Genomic DNA, 17,688 nt, shown 5'->3' with positions numbered 1-17,688 from the left:
AGACCTGTAGGAGCTGGCTTGCCAGCGAAGGCGCCCGAAAGATCGGCGCACGACTCAAGACTGCCTTCGCCGGCAAGCCGGCTCCTACAGAGGATGGATGGCGCATCAGTGAAATCTGAACGACCCCCGACCTGTAGGAGCTGGCTTGCCAGCGAAGGCGCCCGAAAGATCGGCGCACGACTCAAGACCGCCTTCGCCGGCAAGCCGGCTCCTACAGGGGGCGTGACGGCCGGCGTCAATGGAAATCCCGGCTGCGCACAGTAATGCCGTCGAGCAACGGGCTCAGGTCACTCAACCGCCCGGCAATCAAGTGCCGTACTTCGCCCTCTTTCTCCCAACGGCCATCGACCTTGAGCAACTGCGAGCCGACCAACACCTGGCGCTGCCGATCGGCCAGGTCACGCCACACCACCACGTTGACGTTGCCGAACTCGTCTTCAAGGGTGACAAACGTCACGCCGCTGGCGGTGGCTGGGCGTTGCCGGCCGGTGACCAGCCCGGCGACGCTGACCGGCCGACCGTGCTCGACGTCCAGCAACTCCTTCGAACTGCGGCAACGGCGCGCCTTCAACTCAGCGCGCAACAGGGCCAACGGATGCGGCCCGAGGGTGGTGCCGACACTCGCGTAATCGGCTTGCAGGTCCTCGCCCACGGTGGGCTTGGGCAACGACACCGCGTCCTCCACTTGACTCGGCAGGCCGGCAAACAAACCCAGCTGTTTTTGTACCCCGGCCACCTCCCAGCGTGCCCGATGCCGGTCACCAGCCAGGCCACGCAACGCGCCGGCATCGGCCAGTTGCTCCTGGGCGCGGGCATCGAGCCGTGCCCGTTCGCCGAGGTCGGCAATGTCGGCAAACGCCCCTTTCGAACGAGCCACTTCGATGCGTCGGGCATCGTCCTCGCGAAAGCCCTTGATCATGCGTAGCCCCAAGCGAATTGCCGGTTGCGCACTGCTGATCGGCTCCAGGCTGCAATCCCAATCACTGGCGCGCACGTCCACCGGGCGAACCTGCAAATGATGGCGCCGAACGTCCTGCAGAATTTGGTCCGGGCTGTAGAAACCCATGGGCCAACTGTTGATCAGCGCACAGGCGAAGGCCGCCGGCTCATGGCATTTCAACCAGCAACTGACATACGTCAGCAAGGCAAAACTGGCCGCGTGGGACTCGGGAAAGCCGTAGCTGCCAAACCCCTTGATCTGCTCGAAAATCTGCGCGGCGAACTCGGCGGTGTAGCCGTTTTTCTTCATCCCGGCGGCCAGCCGCTCCTTGTGCGGTTCAAGTCCGCCGTGGCGTTTCCACGCGGCCATGGAGCGGCGTAGCTGATCGGCCTCGCCGGGGCTGTAGTCGGCGGCGACGATGGCGATCTGCATGACTTGTTCCTGAAACAGCGGCACGCCGAGGGTGCGCTTGAGCACCACTTCCAGTTCCGGCGACGGATACGCCTCCGGTTCTTCCTTGTTCCGTCGCCGCAGGTACGGGTGCACCATGCCGCCCTGGATCGGCCCCGGCCGAACGATGGCGACCTCGATCACCAGATCGTAAAACGTCTTCGGCCTGAGCCTCGGCAACATCGACATCTGCGCCCGGGACTCGATCTGGAACACGCCGATGGTGTCGGCCCGACCGATCATTTCATAGGTGGCCGCATCCTCGGACGGGATGGTCGCCAGACTCAGGTCCAGGCCCCGGTGCCGGCGCAGTAGATCGAAACATCGGCGAATCGCGCTGAGCATGCCCAGCGCCAGGATATCGACCTTGAGCAGGCCCACTGCGTCGAGGTCATCCTTGTCCCACTGGATGATGGTGCGCTCGGCCATGGCGGCGTTTTCCACCGGCACCAGACTGTCCAGCGGCTGCTCGGAAATCACGAAACCGCCGGGGTGCTGGGACAAATGCCGAGGGAAGCCGATCAACTGCCCCGTCAGGCTCAGCACCCGGTGCAGCACCGGGCTCTCGGGGTCGAAACCGCCCTCGCGCAGCCGTTCCACGGGCGGTGTCTCATCGCTCCAGTGACCGCAACAATCGGCCAGGGCGTTGATCTGGTCCGGCGGCAAGCCCAATGCCTTGGCCACATCCCGTACCGCACCGGCCGCATGGTAAGTGCTGACCACCGCCGTCAGCGCGGCGCGGGCCCGGCCATAACGCTGGAACACATACTGCAAGACTTCTTCACGGCGCTCATGTTCGAAATCGACGTCGATGTCCGGCGGTTCGTTGCGTTCTTTGGACAGAAAGCGCTCGAACAGCAACGTGGTGCGGTCAGGATCGATTTCGGTGATGCCCAGGACAAAACACACGGCCGAGTTGGCGGCAGAACCACGACCCTGACAAAGAATCTGTTGCTGGCGGGCAAAGCGGACGATGTCGTGGACCGTCAGGAAATAACTTTCATAGCCCAGTTCCGCGATCAGTTGCAGCTCCTTGTCGATCTGCACCAACACTTCGCTTTTCGGCCCTTTTGGCCAGCGCCACTCGATGCCTTCCTCGGTCAAATGACGCAGCCACGAGGTGGCCGAGTGCCCTTGCGGCACCAGTTCGCGGGGGTATTGATAACGCAGCTGGCCGAGGTCGAAGGTGCAACGCCGGGCAATGACCAGCGTTTGCGCCAGCAAGTCTGGCGGGTAAAGCACCTGCAGCACATCGAGACTGCGCAGATGGCGCTCACCGTTGGGATGCAGGCGCAACCCGGCATCGGCCACCGGCAGGTGATGACGGATCGCGGTCATGGTGTCCTGCAAGGCCCGCCGGCCGCGAGCGTGCATGTGCACATCGCCACTGGCCACGGCCGGAATGCGCAATTCCCCGGCCAGTGTCAGCAGATCGTTCAGGCGCCGGGCATCGTCCTGACCGCGATGCAACTGCACTGCCAGCCACAGGCGTTCGGCGAAGACCTGCTTGAGCCAGTGGCCCTGTTCAAAGGCATCGACAGCGTCCGGCACCCACAACGCCAACAACCCCGGCAACGGTTCGCTGAAGTCTTCGCGCAGCACCTGATACAGGCCTTTCTGCGTGCGGCGCCGGGCGCGGGTAATCAATCGGCACAGCGCCTGATACCCCTCGAGGCTCTCCGCCAGCAGCACCAGTTTCGGACCGTTCTCGATGCGCATTTCACTGCCGATGATCAGCGGCAACTCCACGGACTTTGCCGCTTGCCAGGCACGAACGATGCCCGCCAGGGTGCATTCGTCGGTAATCGCCAGGGCTTGATAACCCTGTTTTTTCGCACGCTGGAACAGCTCGATGGCACTGGAGGCACCACGCTGGAAGCTGAAGTTCGACAGGCAGTGCAATTCGGCATATTCGCTGCTCATGCGAACCAGCCCTGCAACCACAACGGGCCATCCTCACCAACCGCCCGGTAGGCCCAGCCCTGCTGGCCGGCACGGGTTTCGACCAGGTAATAGTCGCGCCGTACGTCGTCGCCGTCCCACCAGCCGGACTCGATACGCTCCGGCCCCATGAGGATGCGCGCCGAGCCCCGATGCACGGCCAACGGCTCGGTCAGCAGCCAGCCCGGTCGTTTCACCGCGGCCGGCACCGCGCAAGGCTGGCTGTCGACACTGGCCTGCCACGCGCACTCGGGGCGGTGATCGGCCTGAAAGCGCAAGCCATGCACCGCGTCATCCCCCAGCCGTGCACGCAGGCGTTCGCGCAGTTGCTCCCAGGGCAAGGACTGCTGCGGGCGGTCGTCGAACAGTGCCTGATGCTGGGGCACGAAGGTCGGTAAATCTTCGGCGCGCAGGCGAAAGCCACGTACCGGCGCCTCGACCTGGACCTGCTCCAGCCGCCCCCGGGCCAGCTCGAAGAGCATCGCCGGATCGCGCTCGGCGCTGAGCAGGCCGACCTTGATGACCGTGTCCGGCAACCCGGCGTGCTCCAGATGCAGGTCGAAACGCTGTACGCCACTGTCGCGACCGCACAGGAACGCCGACAGGTCGCCCGTCAACCGGCGCAACGGAAACAGCAAGGCTTGATGGGACTGCACATCGAAATTGAGCTCGATGCGCACATCGAAGCGATCCGGCGGCAGGTAGAACGCCAGCGCCAGCCGCCGCAAACCCGACAGGGCATCCAGATGCCTGAGCACCTGGGCCTCGAAACGCCGGGCCAGGCTGTGCCGGGGCAATGCCTGCACCTGGCTCAAGGTGCGCAGGCCCATGCGCGACAAGGCCGTGGCGACCGATGCTTCGAGGCCGATCCGGTCGACGGGCATTTGCCCCAGATGATGCTGCAAGGCTTGATCGTCCGGCACCACCAGACCGTCATAGGCGTTGGCCAGCACCCGCGCCGCCACCGGATTGGGCGCAGCCACGATACGGTGCCGAAAACCCAGCTCGCCGAGTTCACGGCGCAGAAGCGCTTCGAATTGCGGCCAGGTGCCGAACAACCCGAGGCTGGATTCGATCTCGAAGACCACGGCCCGGGGGTAATGCACGCTGACCTGGGAACTGAAGCGATAGGCCCAGGCGGCGAGAAACTGCTGCCAGTGTTCGATTTCGGCGGCGTCGTATTCCGCCGTGACAAAGTCTTTGCTCAAGGCCTGTGCCGCGCTCATGGACTGACCGGGACGCAAACCCAGCGCCCGCGCCGCGCCGTTGACCGCCTGCAGCACCCGGCGCTGGGCCGGGCCGGTCAGCAAGGCCAGGGGTTCATCGGGGTCGGCGCGCTGACGCAGTACCGCGTCCAGCGCCAATTGTGGGAAAAGAATGCAGACCCAGCGCATGGCAACCTCAATGCCCCACGGCGAAGGCAATCGGCGCCGAACGGGCCAGGCCGCCGCGGCACTTGAGCACGCGCAGTTGTGCCGGTTGGGCATCGATGGCGATGCGCAGGGCCGCTGGCGAAGGATTGATCGCTTCACCGATGGGGCGATAGGCGAAGGCCAGGGTCTGGCCGGTTTCCGCCGCCACCTGCAAGCGGCGCAAGGCGCGGTCGTCGGCCTTGTGCGGCCAGCACAGCACCGCGCCGCAACTGCCCGAACGCAGGCATTGCTCCGCGGCCCACAACGCATCGCGCTCGCTGGCCTGGATGATCGACAACTGACGCAGATCCACCCCGGCGCTCTGCCACGCCTGGGGATACGGTACGTAAGGCGGCGCCACCAGCACGATGCGCTCGCCCGCCGCCGACAGCCGTGCCAGCGTCGGCCACACCAGTTGCAACTCGCCCACGCCCTGCCCGGCCAACAGGATTTCCGTCAGCGCCGCCTCTGGCCAGCCACCGCTGGGCAATGCCGCGTCCAGTGCGGCGTGCCCGGTGGGCTGCGGGCTGGCGGCCGGTGGCGCAGGCCGGCCCTTCCAGACCTGGCCACCATTGAACAGCGTATCCAGCGCAACGACGGCCCCCATCAGCCTTGCCTCACCAGGCCACAGAACACGCCTTCGATGGCCAGGTCCTGATCGGCGTTCACAATGATCGGCTGGTAGGCCGGGTTGCGCGGCAGCAGGCGAACCACATCGCCAACCCGCTCGAAGCGCTTGATGGTGACTTCGCCGTCGAGCCGTGCCACGACGATCTGGCCGTTGAGCGCCTCAGGGTTGCGGTGCACGCCCACCAGATCGCCGTCGAGGATGCCGTCCTCGATCATCGAATCGCCCCGGACCCGCAACATGTAGTCCGGCACCCGCGAGAAGATCGACGGATCAAGCAGCAAACGGCTGTGCACCTCGGCATCGGCACCGATGGGCGCACCGGCCGCGACCCGGCCGAGCACCGGGATATCCAGCAACTCGGGGCGCGGCGGCTGCCCGAGCAGGCGAATGCCCCGGGCCTGATGCGGGTTGACCTCGATAAACCCGGCTTCGGTCAGCGCCAGCACATGCTTGCGCGCCACGCTGCGGGAAGCGAAACCAAACGCCTCGCTGATTTCAGCGAGGCTTGGAGGCTGACCGTGCTCGGCGATGCGATCGCGGATAAAGGTCAGGATGGCGGTACGGCGGGGAGTCAGAGTCGTCATGGAGTACATTTGTACTCTTTCGGCTTTTTCCTGGCAAGGACCGTCAGTCATCTGGTCGATAACCTGTGGGAGCGGGCTTGCTCGCGAAGGCGGTGGATCAGCCAATGAAGTATCGACAGACACACCGCTTTCGCGAGCAAGCCCGCTCCCACACTGGATTTCAGTGGCTCAAGGGGTGAGTTGTGCCAGATACGCCCACGGATAGATCCCCCGTTCATGGCCATCGCTGAAGACCAGTTGCAGGCCATAGCCCTGAGAGTGCAATTCGGTCACCTGAACCCGCGCATCCACCACCGGGGTCAGCCCGCGCAAACGAAAGGCCCGGCATTGCGAACACGGGCACTGGCGACGCAGTTCGGCGTGGCCCAGCCACTGTTCACGGCCATCGGGCCAGTTCAGTCGCAACTGCTGTTTGCTGCGGGAATTGCCAATCGCCAGCGGGTTCATTGCAGTTGACTCAAGGCAATGCGCACGGCCTTGCGCACTTCCGGGTCGCCGTCGTCTTGCGCGGCCTGCAATGGCGCGACGGCGTTTCGATCGTTCAGCTCCCCCAAGGCCAGAGCGGCTTCCTTGCGCAGGTTGCTGATGCGGTGGCCAAGGGTGTCGATCAGCGCATCGAGCGCCGGTCCATAACGCAAGCGGCCGAGGCTGCGGCTAGCGCGCAAACGTACCTGCCAGTAATCGTCGCCCAAGGCATCGATCAGGGCCGGGCCGGCGTCGAGGTGGCCGACCTTGCCCAGAGTGGTGGCGGCTTCTTCGCGGACTTGCCAGGCATCGTCCCGCAAGGCCTGGCGCAGGGCCGGCAGCACCTGCGCGTCGGATGCCAGGCCCAACGCCCCGGTGGCGGCACGCCGCACGTCGGTGTCCGGGTCAGCGCTGGCCAACCGCGCCAGTGCCGGCAAGGCATCGAGTTGCTTGAGCCAGCCGAGCACGCCCACCGCCTCGCGGCGCACACTGGCGCTTTCATCATTCAATGCAGCGGCAGCCGCCGCGGCGGCATCGGCGCAACGCAACTCGCGCAACGCTCTGAACGCGGCAATGCGCACGCCAATGTCGGCATGCCCGGTCCACGGCAGAATGACCCGGCCCGCCGCTTCGCTCTTGAGCAGGCTGAGGCTTTGCGCAGCGGCCACCTGCACCGCCGGGGATTGATCCGTCAGCGCCTGGCACAACGCTTCAACCACGGGCGCGTCCTCCCAGGCTTCCAGCAACCGCGCGGCTTCGGCGCGAACGTCTGCAATCGGGTCTTCGGCCAGTCGATTGATCAACCACTGCAGGCCGTCCGGCTCCTCAAGATCGGCCAACTCGATCAGCGCGATCCGGCGTACGCCGGGGTCGTCATCGGTCAGGCGCGGTTGCAGGGCAAGAATGTCGTCGTTATCGGTTACATCGAATAGTGAGGTCATAGGGCAAATCGCGGCAGTTTGTTTTCAGGGGGAAGTCCAAGCGGGTTCAGGCGCGGCAGTTGCCGACCGTCTTCGTGCCGCAGGAGTTCGAGGCAATGACGCTTGAGGTACGAGAATTCAGGACTGGTCACCAGCTCCGTGCTGCGCGGCCTGGGGAATTCCAGGCGCAGGTCTTCGATGATTCGGCCGGGACGCGAACTCATGACCAGCAAGCGATCGGCGAGGAACAGCGCTTCGTCGATGTCATGGGTGACAAACACCACGGTGGTGCGGATGCGCGTCCAGATGTCCAGCAGCAGTTCCTGCATGTTCAATCGGGTCAGGGCATCGAGGGCACCGAAGGGTTCGTCCATCAGCAACAGGCGCGGACGGTTGACCAGCACCCGGGCAATTTCCACTCGCTGCTGCATGCCGCCGGAGAGCTGATCGGGCCAACGCTCGGCAAAGCCTTCAAGGCCCACCAGCGCGAGGATTTCATCCGCCGCCTTGTGCCGTTCGACCTTGCCGACGCCACGCATTTTCAAGCCGAACGCCACGTTGTCACGCACCGTCCGCCACGGAAACAGTGTGTGCTGCTGGAACACCATGCCGCGTTGTGGCGATGGCCCCGACACCGGCGCGCCATCCACGTTCAAGGTACCGGTACGCGGTTGCAGATGGCCGGCCAGCGCGCCGAGCAAGGTGGACTTACCGCAACCGGAGGGCCCGAGAATGCACACGAACTGCCCCGGTTCAATCTGGCAATCGAGGCCCTGCACCGCTTCGAAAGCCGCGCGGCCCTCGCCCAGGCTGATTGACAGCCCGCGAATATCGATACGCCCTTCCAGGTGTTGAAAAACGCTCATCAGGCTTTTCCCCGCGGTCGGTGCCAAGGCGTGAAGAGCCCGCCCAGGCGCTTGATCAACAGGCTGCTGCCCATGCCGAGCACGCCGATCAGCAACATGCCGACCACGATGTCGGCATAGTTCTGGATGGTGTAGGACTCCCAAGTGTAATAGCCGATGCCGAATTGTCCGGAGATCATTTCCGCCGTCACCAGGCAGAACCACGAGGTGCCCATGCCGATGGCCAGGCCGGTAATGATGCTCGGCGCCGCGCCCGGAAGAACGACCTCCAGCAGGATTGCCCGGCGCCCTGCCCCGAGGCTTTTCGCCGAGGCGATCAGCCGTGGGTCGACGCCTTCGACGCCGTGCACGGTGTTGAGCAGGATCGGGAACAGTGCGCCGGTGAAGGTGATGAACACCATCGACAGTTCCGACGAGGGAAACATCAGGATCGCCAGGGGAATCCACGCCACCGCCGGGATCGGACGCAGCACTTCCAGGGGTGGCAGCAAGAGATCTTCGGCCCATTTCGAACGGCCGATGGCCAGGCCCAGGGCCACGCCAATGATCAGCGCCGCGAGGTAACCGGCGAACACCCGGCCAAGGCTGCTGCCCAGGTGCTGCGCGAGTTTGCCCGAGTCGCCCAGGCCGAGGGCGGCTTCAACGACCGCCAAGGGTGTCGGGACGTTGGCGAAGGTCACCAGGCCAAGGTTCCAGTGGTGGCTGGCGGCGAGTTGCCAAAACAGCAGGCAGAGCAGCAGTGAAGCGGCTCTGGGAATCCAGCGCAAATATGATCGGTACACAATTCTTCCTCACAACCCTGGCCCCTTGTGGGAGCGGACTTGTTCGCGAAAGCGGTCGGACATTCAACATTGATGTTGACTGACCCACCGCTTTCGCGAGCAAGCCCGCTCCCACATTTGATCGAGTCGTTCCAGGTGTTAGCGGGCGGCCACGGCCTGTGTGGTGGCATCGGCGAAGTCGAACACTTTGCCGCCCTGCGCCATGGCGAACTGTTGGGCCTGGCCTTTGAGCAAGAACGCGCTGAATTGCCCCTTGGCATCAGTGGCAAACCACGCCTGATCTGCCAGCAACTTGATCCCGCTGTCGCTGGCCTGGGCGTACACCGCGCGGATGTTCTTGCCCTCCTGCTTGAGGCTGGTCAACGCGGCAAACGCCGCTTGCGCCGAGGCGTATTGACGAACTTTCGGCTCGCCGCGCACCCAGATTTCCGCCACGTGACTGAAGTCGGTGATGGCTTTGCCGCTTGCCGCATCGACGGCCTTGAGCGGCGTTTGCTGGTAATTCCCAAGCTGCGCGCTGTAGTCCAGGTTCGAGGCCTTGAAGGCGGCGCGGATGTACTGGTCGTCGATGAAGGTGTTGAGATCGAGACCGCGATCCGCCTTCTTCAACAACTTGAGGGTATCGATGGCGGTACCCACAGCCTGACGGTATTCCGGTTTCCAGCTCAGGTCGCGGGTCTGCACGCCAAGGGGGCCGTGAAACAGGTAATTGACCTCGGCATCGACCCCGGTGACCCTGGCGATCAGCTCGCTGTACTTCTCAGGTTCGGCCGCCAGCAGTTGATTGGCTTCGATACTCGCCCGCAGGTAAGCGACGACGATTTCCGGGTACTGCTTCGCATAGGCCTGATCGACCAGCGCTCCGTGGAAGGTCGGCGCGTTGGCCTGGGAACCGTCATAAATCTTGCGCGCGAAACCACGGCTCGGGAACAGTTCGGCGAAGGGCACGAAGTCAGCGTGAGCATCGATCTTGCCCGCCTGCAACGCGGAGCCGGCGACTTCCGGCGGCTGGGCGATGATGTTCACGTCCTTGAGCGGGTCCCAGCCCTGGGCCGCGACGGCGCGCAGCAACAGGCCATGGGCGGTGGAGGCGAACGGTACGGAAATGGTCTTGCCTTTCAGCTCTGCCAGCGACTGCACGCCCGATGCGCTCGGCACCACGATGCCGTTGCCGCTGCCTTTGATGCTGCCCGACAGCACGCTGATGAACAGACTGTGCTTGCCCGCTGTTTCGAACGCGACGCCGTTGAAGGCACCGGGGAAATCGGCCATGGCGCCGAAGTCGAGTTTACCGGCCACCATTTCGTTGGTCAGGGGTGCGCCGCTGGTGAAGTTTTTCCACTGCACATCGTATTGGGCGTCTTTGTAGGGGCCGTCGTGGGGCAGGTATTTGTCCAGCAGCCCGAGTTCGCGAATCAACAACCCGCCCGCGGCGCAGTTGATGGTGGTGTCCTGGGTGCCGATGGCAATGCGGATGGTTTCGGCCGAGGCCGACAGGGTGAATGAAGCCAGTACCAGACCGGCCAAAGCTGCACGCAACATCATGAGTATTTCCCCTCGAATCATTTACAGGATGTTCGTCTCCGCCACGATCAGGGCGTGGTGGGAAACGAGGGGTGTTTTGAATCAGGCGTCCGGTTGTTGCCGGATGGCTTTTTGGGTTGTTAGGGCTGGCCTCTTCGCGAGCAAGCCCGCTCCCACAGGGTTTTGCGGTGTACTCGGAACTTGCGACTGGCCTCGATCCACTGTGGGAGCGGGCTTGCTCGCGAAGGCGTCCGGTCAGTCAGCGCAATAAATAAGGGATTTCAACTTTCACCGCGCCCGTCGGGCAATCCTTTTCACAGGGCATGCAGTACCAGCATTCGTCGAACGCCATGTAGGCCTTTTGCGTGGCCGGATTAATCGCCAGCAGGTCCATCGGGCAAACGTCGACGCACACGGTGCAGCCTTTGTGGGCGATGCATTTGTCTTCATCGACCGTGACTGGTGCATTGGAGCGGAAGAAGATTTCCTGGGGTTGGTAAGCCATGTTCGGTCTCTCTTTTGTGGTCGGCATCAAGCCGCATCGGCACCGACCCGCAGCCGGTCGTAGGCCTGCATCTCGTCGGCATCCAGCGGGATGATGTAAGGCTCGACGGCTTTCTTGAAACTGCTCATCAAACCGTTTTCGTCTTTCTTCAGATGGCAATGGCAGAACCAGTCGCGGTCGTTGCGCTGCGGGTGATCGACGCGATAGTGGTAAAGCCCCCAACGGCTTTCGGCGCGGAACAATGAAGCGCGGGCAGCCATTTCGGCGCAGTCGCGGATCATGCTGACTTCCATGGCGCGCATCAGTTCGTGGGCGTTATGGGCCTTGATCTGGTCGAGATCGCGCTGGATGTCACTGAAGCGTTGCAGGCCGATCTGCATCTTCTTCGTCACTTTCGGCGGTTGCAGGTAGTCGTTGACGAAGCGCCGCAGCTTGTACTCGACCTGGGCCGGTGGCAGGCCGTGTTCGCGGTCCAGTGGTGCATAGACCCGTTGTTTTTCGGTTTCGATCTGCCGGGCATCCAGTGCCGAAAACTCGCGATCGGCGACAAAGTCCGCCGCGTTATTGCCGGCGAACCAGCCGTAGGTGAACGCACCGAGCATGTAGTTGTGCGGCACGGCGGCCATGTCACCGGCCGAGTACAAGCCCTTGACCGAGGTTTCGGCCCTCTCGTTGACCCACACACCCGAGGCCGAATGCCCGCTGCAAAAGCCGATCTCGGAGATGTGCATCTCGACCATCTGCGTGCGGTAGTCGGTGCCACGATTGGCATGGAACTGGCCGCGACTCGGACGCTCGTTGCTGTGCAGGATCTCTTCGATGTTCTGGATGGTTTCCTCGGCCAGGTGATCGAGCTTGAGGAACACCGGACCATTGCCGCTTTCCAGCTCCTGGTGGAATTCCCACATCATCTGCCCGCTCCAGTAATCGCACTCGATGAAGCGCTCACCCTTGTTGTTGGCGGTGTAGCCACCCAAGGGACCGGTGACGTAGGCGCAGGCCGGGCCGTTGTAATCCTTGATCAGCGGGTTGATCTGGAAGCATTCCAGGTTCGCCAGCTCGGCCCCGGCGTGATAGGCCATCGAGTAGCCGTCGCCGGCATTGGTCGGGTTTTCGTAAGTGCCCATCAGGTAGCCCGAGGACGGCAACCCCAGGCGTCCGGCGGCACCGCAGGCGAGGATCACCGCCTTGGCCTTGATCACATGGAAGTCCGCCGTGCGGCAGTCGAAGCCCATCACGCCATTGACAGCGCCCTCTTCATCCGTCAGCAAACGCGTGCAAACCAGCCGATTGGTGATGCTCACCCGCGCGCGTTTCAGCTGCCGGTACAGGACTTTTTTGATGTCGTGCCCTTCCGGCATCGGCAACACATAAGCGCCCATGTGGTGGACCTTCTTCACCGCGTAGTCACCGGTTTCGTCCTTCTCGAATTTCACGCCCCAGCGGTCCAGTTGCTCGATGGTTTCGAAACTATGAGTGGCATAGGCGTACACCGCGGCCTGATTGACGATGCCGTCATTGGCGATGGTGATTTCCTTGGTGTATTGCTCCGGCGTCGAGTGACCGGGAATGATCGCGTTGTTCAGGCCGTCCATGCCCATGCTGATCGCGCCGCTGCGCTTGACGTTGGCCTTGTCGATCAACAACACCCGCAAGTCGCGGTTGCGCTCCTTGGCTTTGATCGCCGCCATGGGGCCGGCGGTGCCGCCGCCGATCACGACGATGTCGTATTCCTGTTCGAGGGTGCTTCTAGTGATGGAGCTGCCAGCCATTGAGCTATGGGTCATGCCTGATCCCCATTGTGTCGATCGATTCGCAGGCGGTACTGGAAAGCATCGCCACGGTAGTAAAGGTGTTCGAAGTCCAGTGGGCGACCGTCGATATCGTGGGTCAGGCGCTCGATGCGCATGATCGGCGAGCCGGGCTCGACGTCCAGCGCCCGGGCCAGGTCGCTGTCGGCCAGTACCGCATCGATGGCCAGATCGGCGTGTCCCAGGGCCAGGCCACAGTCGTTTTCCAGGATCAGGAAGATGTCGCGGGTGACCAGGTCGGTTTTTTCCAGGCGCTCACCAATGTCCTTGGGCAGGTAAGTGATTTCCAGGGAAACCGGCTCGCGGTTGATCAGGCGCACCCGTTTGATCTGCGCCACAATCTCGCCTACGGCAACCTGCAAGCGCTCGGCCACCCGCTTGTCGGCGGCAATGAATTTGAAGCTGCGCAGACGGTTGATTACCTCGTAGCCGCGACCGGTCATGGACTCGGCCAGGCCTTGCAGGGTGCCGACGTTCTGGAAGGTTTTCGGCTTGGCGACGAAGGTGCCTTTGCCGTGGATCCTGAAGATCAGCCCTTCCTTTTGCAGGTCACCCAAGGCCTGGCGCACGGTGATGCGGCTGACCTTGAACAACGCGCCGAGTTCGCTCTCGGAGGGCATCTGGCTGTCTTGCGGGTATTCGCCGTCGAGGATGCGGGCACGCAGCACGTCTCGCAGCTGTGTGTGCAACGGGACGCTGCTCAGGGATAGAACGTTATCGGTCATGGCAGATCACTTGTTATAACGAGTTATGACGTGATCTTAAGGACGTTATGACAAGCTTGAGAAATACCGAATGAGCATAAGGTTAGATGCGCAACGCAAGAACAAATGTGGGAGCGGGCTTGCTCGCGAAGGCGGTGTGTCAAACAACATTGGCGTCGACTGACACTCCCTCTTCGCGAGCAAGCCCGCTCCCACAGGGGGTTATGTGTGGTCTGTAGGGTCAGTGGCGTTTGAGGATCTGGTCCATCACCCAATCGGTCTTCAGCGCCTGTTCAGCCACGGCGGGGTGCCGCGCCTCACCACGAATATGCGCATTCATGCCCAATACGTGGTGCCACTGAATGTGCGCGTGATGCTCGATGTTCAGGCTGAGGTGTTCATCGGCGTGCAGCTCGACCGGGTGTTCATCGAACACGGAAAAAGTGATCCGGCCTTTGCTGCCAATCACTTCGACCCGGTCTTCGCGGCGATCGGCGACGAAGTTCCAGCACCCCATGCCCATCGCTCCCGAGGCGAACCGCCAACAGGCACTGACGGCATCTTCGGCGGCATACAACCCGGCTTGCCGCGCGGTAAACCCGGCGACTTCGACGATATCGCCGAGCAGATACTGAAACAGGTCCAGGCCATGGCTGGCCAGATCCGCGAAGTAGCCACCACCGGCAATCGCCGGGTCGGTGCGCCAATTATCAGTGCCGTTCCGATCCGCTGCCGACGGAGCTTTGGTGAGCGTCCAGCTCAAGTGCCGGACCTCGCCGATCCAGGCGCCTTGTAGAAGGCCGGCCCGCTTTTGCGTTCAGCGACACTGCCACAACCGATCATGCCCCAACGCACCACGTTCATAGGCCCTCCCTGATGCTCAGCCGATGCGCAACGCGCGCAGGTCCAGTCGACCGTCCTTGAGTGGCGGACACCAGTAGTAGCCACCGGTGATCGGACGGCTGATGCGGTACAAACCGTCGGTGATGCCGTCTTCCAGGCCACTCATGCGGCGCAGTTGGGCTTCGAAGGCGTCGAGAGAAAAACCAAAGGCCAGGAACATCAGGCCGGCGCGGTCGCCTTCGATCCACGGCATCGAACGGCGCACCACGAAGGCTTCAGGCGCAAAGCTTTCCTGGGCAGTACGTTTGACGTGGGCGGAAACCGGCGCATCGTCGATCTCTTCGTTGTCGCTCAAGCGGCGGCCCATGATGTTGTCTTGCTCATGGGAGGGCATCGCGTGGAAGCCTTTGAGGTCATGCTGCCACTGCTGGATCGCGGCAAAGCTGCCACCCAGCGTACCGTCGGCGCCCTCACCCACCAGGGCGGCGGTCACGGCGGCTGCGTCGTGGGGGTTCTCGGTGCCATCTTCGAAGCCGGTCAGGTCATGCCCGGTCTTATGACGGAAGGTTTCGTTCATCTGCACCAGGCGCAACGCCGGGGCCAGTGCCGCTTCGATGGCGTTGCTGCGGTTGAGCAACTCACCACGGTCTTCACCGTGCAGCCAGCACCAGAGCGCGTGTTGGGTCGACGGATTGTCGACACCGACGCCAGTCAACGCCGGAAAAGTTCGCAGGCCGTCGATCTGAGCATGCAGCGCATTGACCAGCGATTCACCGAAGCCTACGACAGCCGATTTCCCGTCCACCAGTTGCATCAAGTTGTCGAGCGCAACCGGCAATGCTTCGACGGATTCGAGAGCGAAGAACATATGGCGGGCTTGAGACGGAACGGGGGTGGCGAGGATGCCCGGCTGGTAATAACTCATATGAACTCCTTGAAAAAAGAGCATGGAGTTTAACCGGAGTACGAGGGTTTGTGTGCCGTCAGAGGCCAGGAACCTGTGGCGAGGGGCTTGCCACAGAAGCCCCCTCGCCACAAAAAGATCAGACCGTGCTGGGGCTTTCGTTGCGGAACGCACTCGGGCTCATGCCGGTCCAGCGCCTGAACGCCCGGCGAAAGCTGCGCACGTCGCTGTAGCCGACTTCTTCGGTGATGCGTTCGATGGACATGTCCGGGTTGGCCAGCAGGCTCATGGTGCGGGCCTGGCGCACCTGTTCCAGCAGCGTTTCGAACGTCAGCGCGTGTTCGGTGAGGCGACGGCGCAAGGTGCGGCTGCTCATGTTCAGGTCACTGGCGATTTTCTCGATGTGGCTGCCCTCGGTCAGGTCCCGGGCAATCGCCCGTTCCACCGCCTGGATCAAATCCATTTTCTGGTGCACCTGGGCGGCTTCCAGTTCGAGCAGTTTCACTGCCTGACGCAGGGCCAGGGAATGGTGATTGGGCAAGTGCACGTCCAGCCAATGCGCATCGATCACCATGCGGTTTTGCAGGCAACCGAAACGCACGTCCGGCCCCAGCAGACGCGAATATTCGTCGAGATAGTCCGGCGCGGCATGCATTAACTCCACGGCCACCGGCTTGAAATCCGCCCCGACCAGCGCCCGGCCGTACACCAGCAGGCTGGCGAAAAACTCCTCGACCGCGAACAACTGCACGTCGGTGAACGGCAAGCGGCATTCAACGTCGACAAACACCCGATCACCCGCCTCCTCCACACTCGACACGACAATGCCGCCGGAGGTGTGTTGATGGCGAATGCCCAGCTCAAAGGCATCGCGCAGGGTCTTGCACAGCGACAACACATGCCCCAGCAACCCCAGCGTACCGAGCACATTCTGTGCGCCGACCCACAAGCCCAACCCCTGATTGGGCAAGACTTTGAGCGCGCGCTGGATCATGGCCACGGCCTGGCGATAAGAAATACGCTGCGCCGGGTCCTGGAGGTCTTCAACGGTAAAACCCAGCCCTCGGCACAGGCTTTCGGGGTTGATGCCTTTTTGCTCGGCGACTTCGGCCAGGGTTTGCAGGAGAAACGGCGACACCAGCGCCAGTTCAAACGTGGGATCAGTCACTTTCATTTGCATGGGGCCATACATTCCGGGGCGAGCTGCATTCTTATTTTTGTTACCGGTTATGTCGAAAGAAGTTAGCACAGGGTTCAAACACTGTCCGCAGAAGTCCCCCTAAATGGCCGCCAATACCCTGCCTTGCAGGGCACAGGCAGCTTATTTCTATGGTGCGGCCCTCGTATGGACGCCGGAAAGCCCGCTAACAATAATAATGAGTACACCCATGATCCCGACCCGCACGATATTTCCCCTACTGGTCATCTGCCTGGCCGGCGTCTGCGCCCTGCAACCGGCATTGGCCACCGAGGCTGGCGTGGACAACATCGGCCCTGGCACCGACGGCTTTTTCATGTTGCCGCTTTCGCCCGACAGCCTTCCGGACAACATGGTTGCGTTCAACCTCTACTACAACCACTACAAATCCACGAAGCTGAACATCAGCTCGCTCGGCGGCAAAGTGCCGAAGGTCGACATCGAATCCACGGCGGTCATTCCGCGCCTGGATTACCTCAGCCCGGTGCGCGTATTTGGTGGACGGCTGGCGGGCTACATCGCGCAGCCCTGGCTCAAGCAGGAAGTCGCGGTGTTCGGCTTGCAGGACACCCGCGAAGGTATGGGCGACACTACTGTTGCGCCGATCATTCTCTGGGACATGGGCAAAAACCTGACCCTCGGCGCCGCCATTGAAATCACCGTGCCGACCGGCGAATACAGCGTTGATCGCCTGGCCAACACCAGTAACAACTTCTACACCTACAAACCGCTGTTCTCCTTCACCTGGCTGCCGACGGACAGAACCGAGGTGTCGATGAAGACCACGTACAGTTTCAACGGGAAAAACAAAGACACCGATTACAAGTCGGGGCAGATTTTCCACTTCGACTATTCGGCCAGTTTCAAAATCACCGACGACCTGATGCTCGGGTTGAACGGCTACTACCTGAAGCAAACCACCGACGACAAACAATTCGGCCACACCGTGCAGTTCAATGGCCAGGATGTGAACGACGGGGTGCGCGGGCAGGTGTTTGCGATTGGTCCGGCGCTGCACTGGACCTTTCTCAAATACGCCAGCGCGGAGATTCGTTGGGCCAAGGAATTCGACGTGGAAAACCGGCCTGAAGGGGAAATGCTTTGGGCCAAGGTCAGTATTCCGTATGCGTTTTGACTGAGCTGACGCCTTCGCGAGCAAGCCCGCTCCCACAGGGTGCAGCGTTGTCCTTGTGGGAGCGGGCTTGCTC

The 17,688-nt window shown here is 62.6% G+C and carries 15 protein-coding genes and 1 pseudogene; 1 reads left to right on the top strand and 15 read right to left on the bottom strand.

Annotated features, from left to right (window positions below; genetic code table 11):
- Positions 1-235: 235 nt before the first annotated feature.
- From AC07XF_RS05905 to AC07XF_RS05835, 15 genes and pseudogenes are all read right to left on the bottom strand, one after another.
- Positions 236-3,334, bottom strand: a complete 3,099-nt coding sequence (locus tag AC07XF_RS05905) for an error-prone DNA polymerase (RefSeq protein WP_495025760.1) — start codon at positions 3,332-3,334, stop codon at positions 236-238.
- Positions 3,310-4,725: a Y-family DNA polymerase gene (locus tag AC07XF_RS05900; RefSeq protein ID WP_495025759.1), complete on the bottom strand. Its 1,416-nt coding sequence runs from the start codon at positions 4,723-4,725 to the stop codon at positions 3,310-3,312. The genes AC07XF_RS05905 and AC07XF_RS05900 overlap by 25 nt, the downstream gene beginning before the upstream one ends.
- A 7-nt stretch (positions 4,726-4,732) precedes the next feature.
- Positions 4,733-5,350 carry a translesion DNA synthesis-associated protein ImuA gene (gene imuA / locus AC07XF_RS05895; protein WP_495025758.1) on the bottom strand — a complete coding sequence of 206 codons (618 nt, stop codon included), beginning with the start codon at positions 5,348-5,350 and terminating at the stop codon, positions 4,733-4,735.
- Positions 5,350-5,967: a transcriptional repressor LexA gene (lexA, locus tag AC07XF_RS05890; RefSeq protein WP_007995921.1), complete on the bottom strand. Its 618-nt coding sequence runs from the start codon at positions 5,965-5,967 to the stop codon at positions 5,350-5,352. Before lexA ends, imuA begins: the two co-directional genes overlap by 1 nt.
- 159 nt (positions 5,968-6,126) lie before the next feature.
- The gene (locus AC07XF_RS05885) at positions 6,127-6,405 is read right to left on the bottom strand and encodes a DUF971 domain-containing protein (protein ID WP_495025757.1); all 279 of its coding nucleotides are present in this window, start codon (positions 6,403-6,405) and stop codon (positions 6,127-6,129) included.
- Positions 6,402-7,364 carry a HEAT repeat domain-containing protein gene (locus tag AC07XF_RS05880; RefSeq protein WP_495025756.1) on the bottom strand — a complete coding sequence of 321 codons (963 nt, stop codon included), beginning with the start codon at positions 7,362-7,364 and terminating at the stop codon, positions 6,402-6,404. The genes AC07XF_RS05885 and AC07XF_RS05880 overlap by 4 nt, the downstream gene beginning before the upstream one ends.
- Complete coding sequence (locus AC07XF_RS05875; RefSeq protein ID WP_495025755.1) at positions 7,361-8,209, bottom strand: ABC transporter ATP-binding protein; 849 nt, start codon at positions 8,207-8,209, stop codon at positions 7,361-7,363. Before AC07XF_RS05875 ends, AC07XF_RS05880 begins: the two co-directional genes overlap by 4 nt.
- On the bottom strand, positions 8,209-8,991 hold the full coding sequence (locus AC07XF_RS05870) for an ABC transporter permease (protein ID WP_495025754.1): 783 nt from the start codon (positions 8,989-8,991) through the stop codon (positions 8,209-8,211). The genes AC07XF_RS05875 and AC07XF_RS05870 overlap by 1 nt, the downstream gene beginning before the upstream one ends.
- Positions 8,992-9,129: 138 nt before the next feature.
- Positions 9,130-10,536, bottom strand: a complete 1,407-nt coding sequence (locus AC07XF_RS05865) for an ABC transporter substrate-binding protein (protein WP_495025753.1) — start codon at positions 10,534-10,536, stop codon at positions 9,130-9,132.
- A 238-nt stretch (positions 10,537-10,774) separates the two neighbouring features.
- Complete coding sequence (locus tag AC07XF_RS05860) at positions 10,775-11,020, bottom strand: 4Fe-4S dicluster domain-containing protein (protein WP_003180418.1); 246 nt, start codon at positions 11,018-11,020, stop codon at positions 10,775-10,777.
- A 26-nt stretch (positions 11,021-11,046) separates the two neighbouring features.
- Positions 11,047-12,792 carry a fumarate reductase/succinate dehydrogenase flavoprotein subunit gene (locus AC07XF_RS05855; protein ID WP_495025885.1) on the bottom strand — a complete coding sequence of 582 codons (1,746 nt, stop codon included), beginning with the start codon at positions 12,790-12,792 and terminating at the stop codon, positions 11,047-11,049.
- A gap of 11 nt (positions 12,793-12,803) precedes the next feature.
- Positions 12,804-13,556: a GntR family transcriptional regulator gene (locus AC07XF_RS05850; RefSeq protein ID WP_495025752.1), complete on the bottom strand. Its 753-nt coding sequence runs from the start codon at positions 13,554-13,556 to the stop codon at positions 12,804-12,806.
- A 220-nt stretch (positions 13,557-13,776) separates the two neighbouring features.
- A pseudogene (locus tag AC07XF_RS05845) lies at positions 13,777-14,331 on the bottom strand (Gfo/Idh/MocA family protein); the annotation flags it as partial.
- A gap of 84 nt (positions 14,332-14,415) precedes the next feature.
- Complete coding sequence (locus AC07XF_RS05840; protein ID WP_495025751.1) at positions 14,416-15,303, bottom strand: Dyp-type peroxidase; 888 nt, start codon at positions 15,301-15,303, stop codon at positions 14,416-14,418.
- A gap of 118 nt (positions 15,304-15,421) precedes the next feature.
- The gene (locus AC07XF_RS05835) at positions 15,422-16,462 is read right to left on the bottom strand and encodes an AraC family transcriptional regulator (protein ID WP_495025750.1); all 1,041 of its coding nucleotides are present in this window, start codon (positions 16,460-16,462) and stop codon (positions 15,422-15,424) included.
- Positions 16,463-16,670: 208 nt separating this feature from the next.
- Between AC07XF_RS05835 and AC07XF_RS05830 the strand changes: the two genes are divergently transcribed.
- Positions 16,671-17,615 (top strand): SphA family protein, encoded by a 945-nt coding sequence (locus tag AC07XF_RS05830; RefSeq protein WP_495025749.1) that lies wholly within the window; start codon positions 16,671-16,673, stop codon positions 17,613-17,615.
- Positions 17,616-17,688 lie beyond the last annotated feature (73 nt).

This window comes from Pseudomonas sp. GW821-FHT01C01 (assembly GCF_059422645.1).
Note: the sequence above shows the minus strand (reverse complement) of the source record. Positions and strands in the feature narration are given on the sequence as shown.

Excerpts from the sequence above, each read along its gene's own strand:
- AC07XF_RS05900 (WP_495025759.1), bottom strand. The coding sequence starts at position 4,725 with ATGCGCTGGGTCTGCATTCTTTTCCCACAATTGGCGCTGGACGCGGTA.
- imuA (WP_495025758.1), bottom strand. The coding sequence starts at position 5,350 with ATGGGGGCCGTCGTTGCGCTGGATACGCTGTTCAATGGTGGCCAGGTC.
- lexA (WP_007995921.1), bottom strand. The coding sequence starts at position 5,967 with ATGTACTCCATGACGACTCTGACTCCCCGCCGTACCGCCATCCTGACC.
- AC07XF_RS05885 (WP_495025757.1), bottom strand. The coding sequence starts at position 6,405 with ATGAACCCGCTGGCGATTGGCAATTCCCGCAGCAAACAGCAGTTGCGA.
- AC07XF_RS05880 (WP_495025756.1), bottom strand. The coding sequence starts at position 7,364 with ATGACCTCACTATTCGATGTAACCGATAACGACGACATTCTTGCCCTG.
- AC07XF_RS05875 (WP_495025755.1), bottom strand. The coding sequence starts at position 8,209 with ATGAGCGTTTTTCAACACCTGGAAGGGCGTATCGATATTCGCGGGCTG.
- AC07XF_RS05865 (WP_495025753.1), bottom strand. The coding sequence starts at position 10,536 with ATGATGTTGCGTGCAGCTTTGGCCGGTCTGGTACTGGCTTCATTCACC.
- AC07XF_RS05860 (WP_003180418.1), bottom strand. The coding sequence starts at position 11,020 with ATGGCTTACCAACCCCAGGAAATCTTCTTCCGCTCCAATGCACCAGTC.
- AC07XF_RS05855 (WP_495025885.1), bottom strand. The coding sequence starts at position 12,792 with ATGGCTGGCAGCTCCATCACTAGAAGCACCCTCGAACAGGAATACGAC.
- AC07XF_RS05850 (WP_495025752.1), bottom strand. The coding sequence starts at position 13,556 with ATGACCGATAACGTTCTATCCCTGAGCAGCGTCCCGTTGCACACACAG.
- AC07XF_RS05840 (WP_495025751.1), bottom strand. The coding sequence starts at position 15,303 with ATGAGTTATTACCAGCCGGGCATCCTCGCCACCCCCGTTCCGTCTCAA.
- AC07XF_RS05835 (WP_495025750.1), bottom strand. The coding sequence starts at position 16,462 with ATGCAAATGAAAGTGACTGATCCCACGTTTGAACTGGCGCTGGTGTCG.
- AC07XF_RS05830 (WP_495025749.1), top strand. The coding sequence starts at position 16,671 with ATGATCCCGACCCGCACGATATTTCCCCTACTGGTCATCTGCCTGGCC.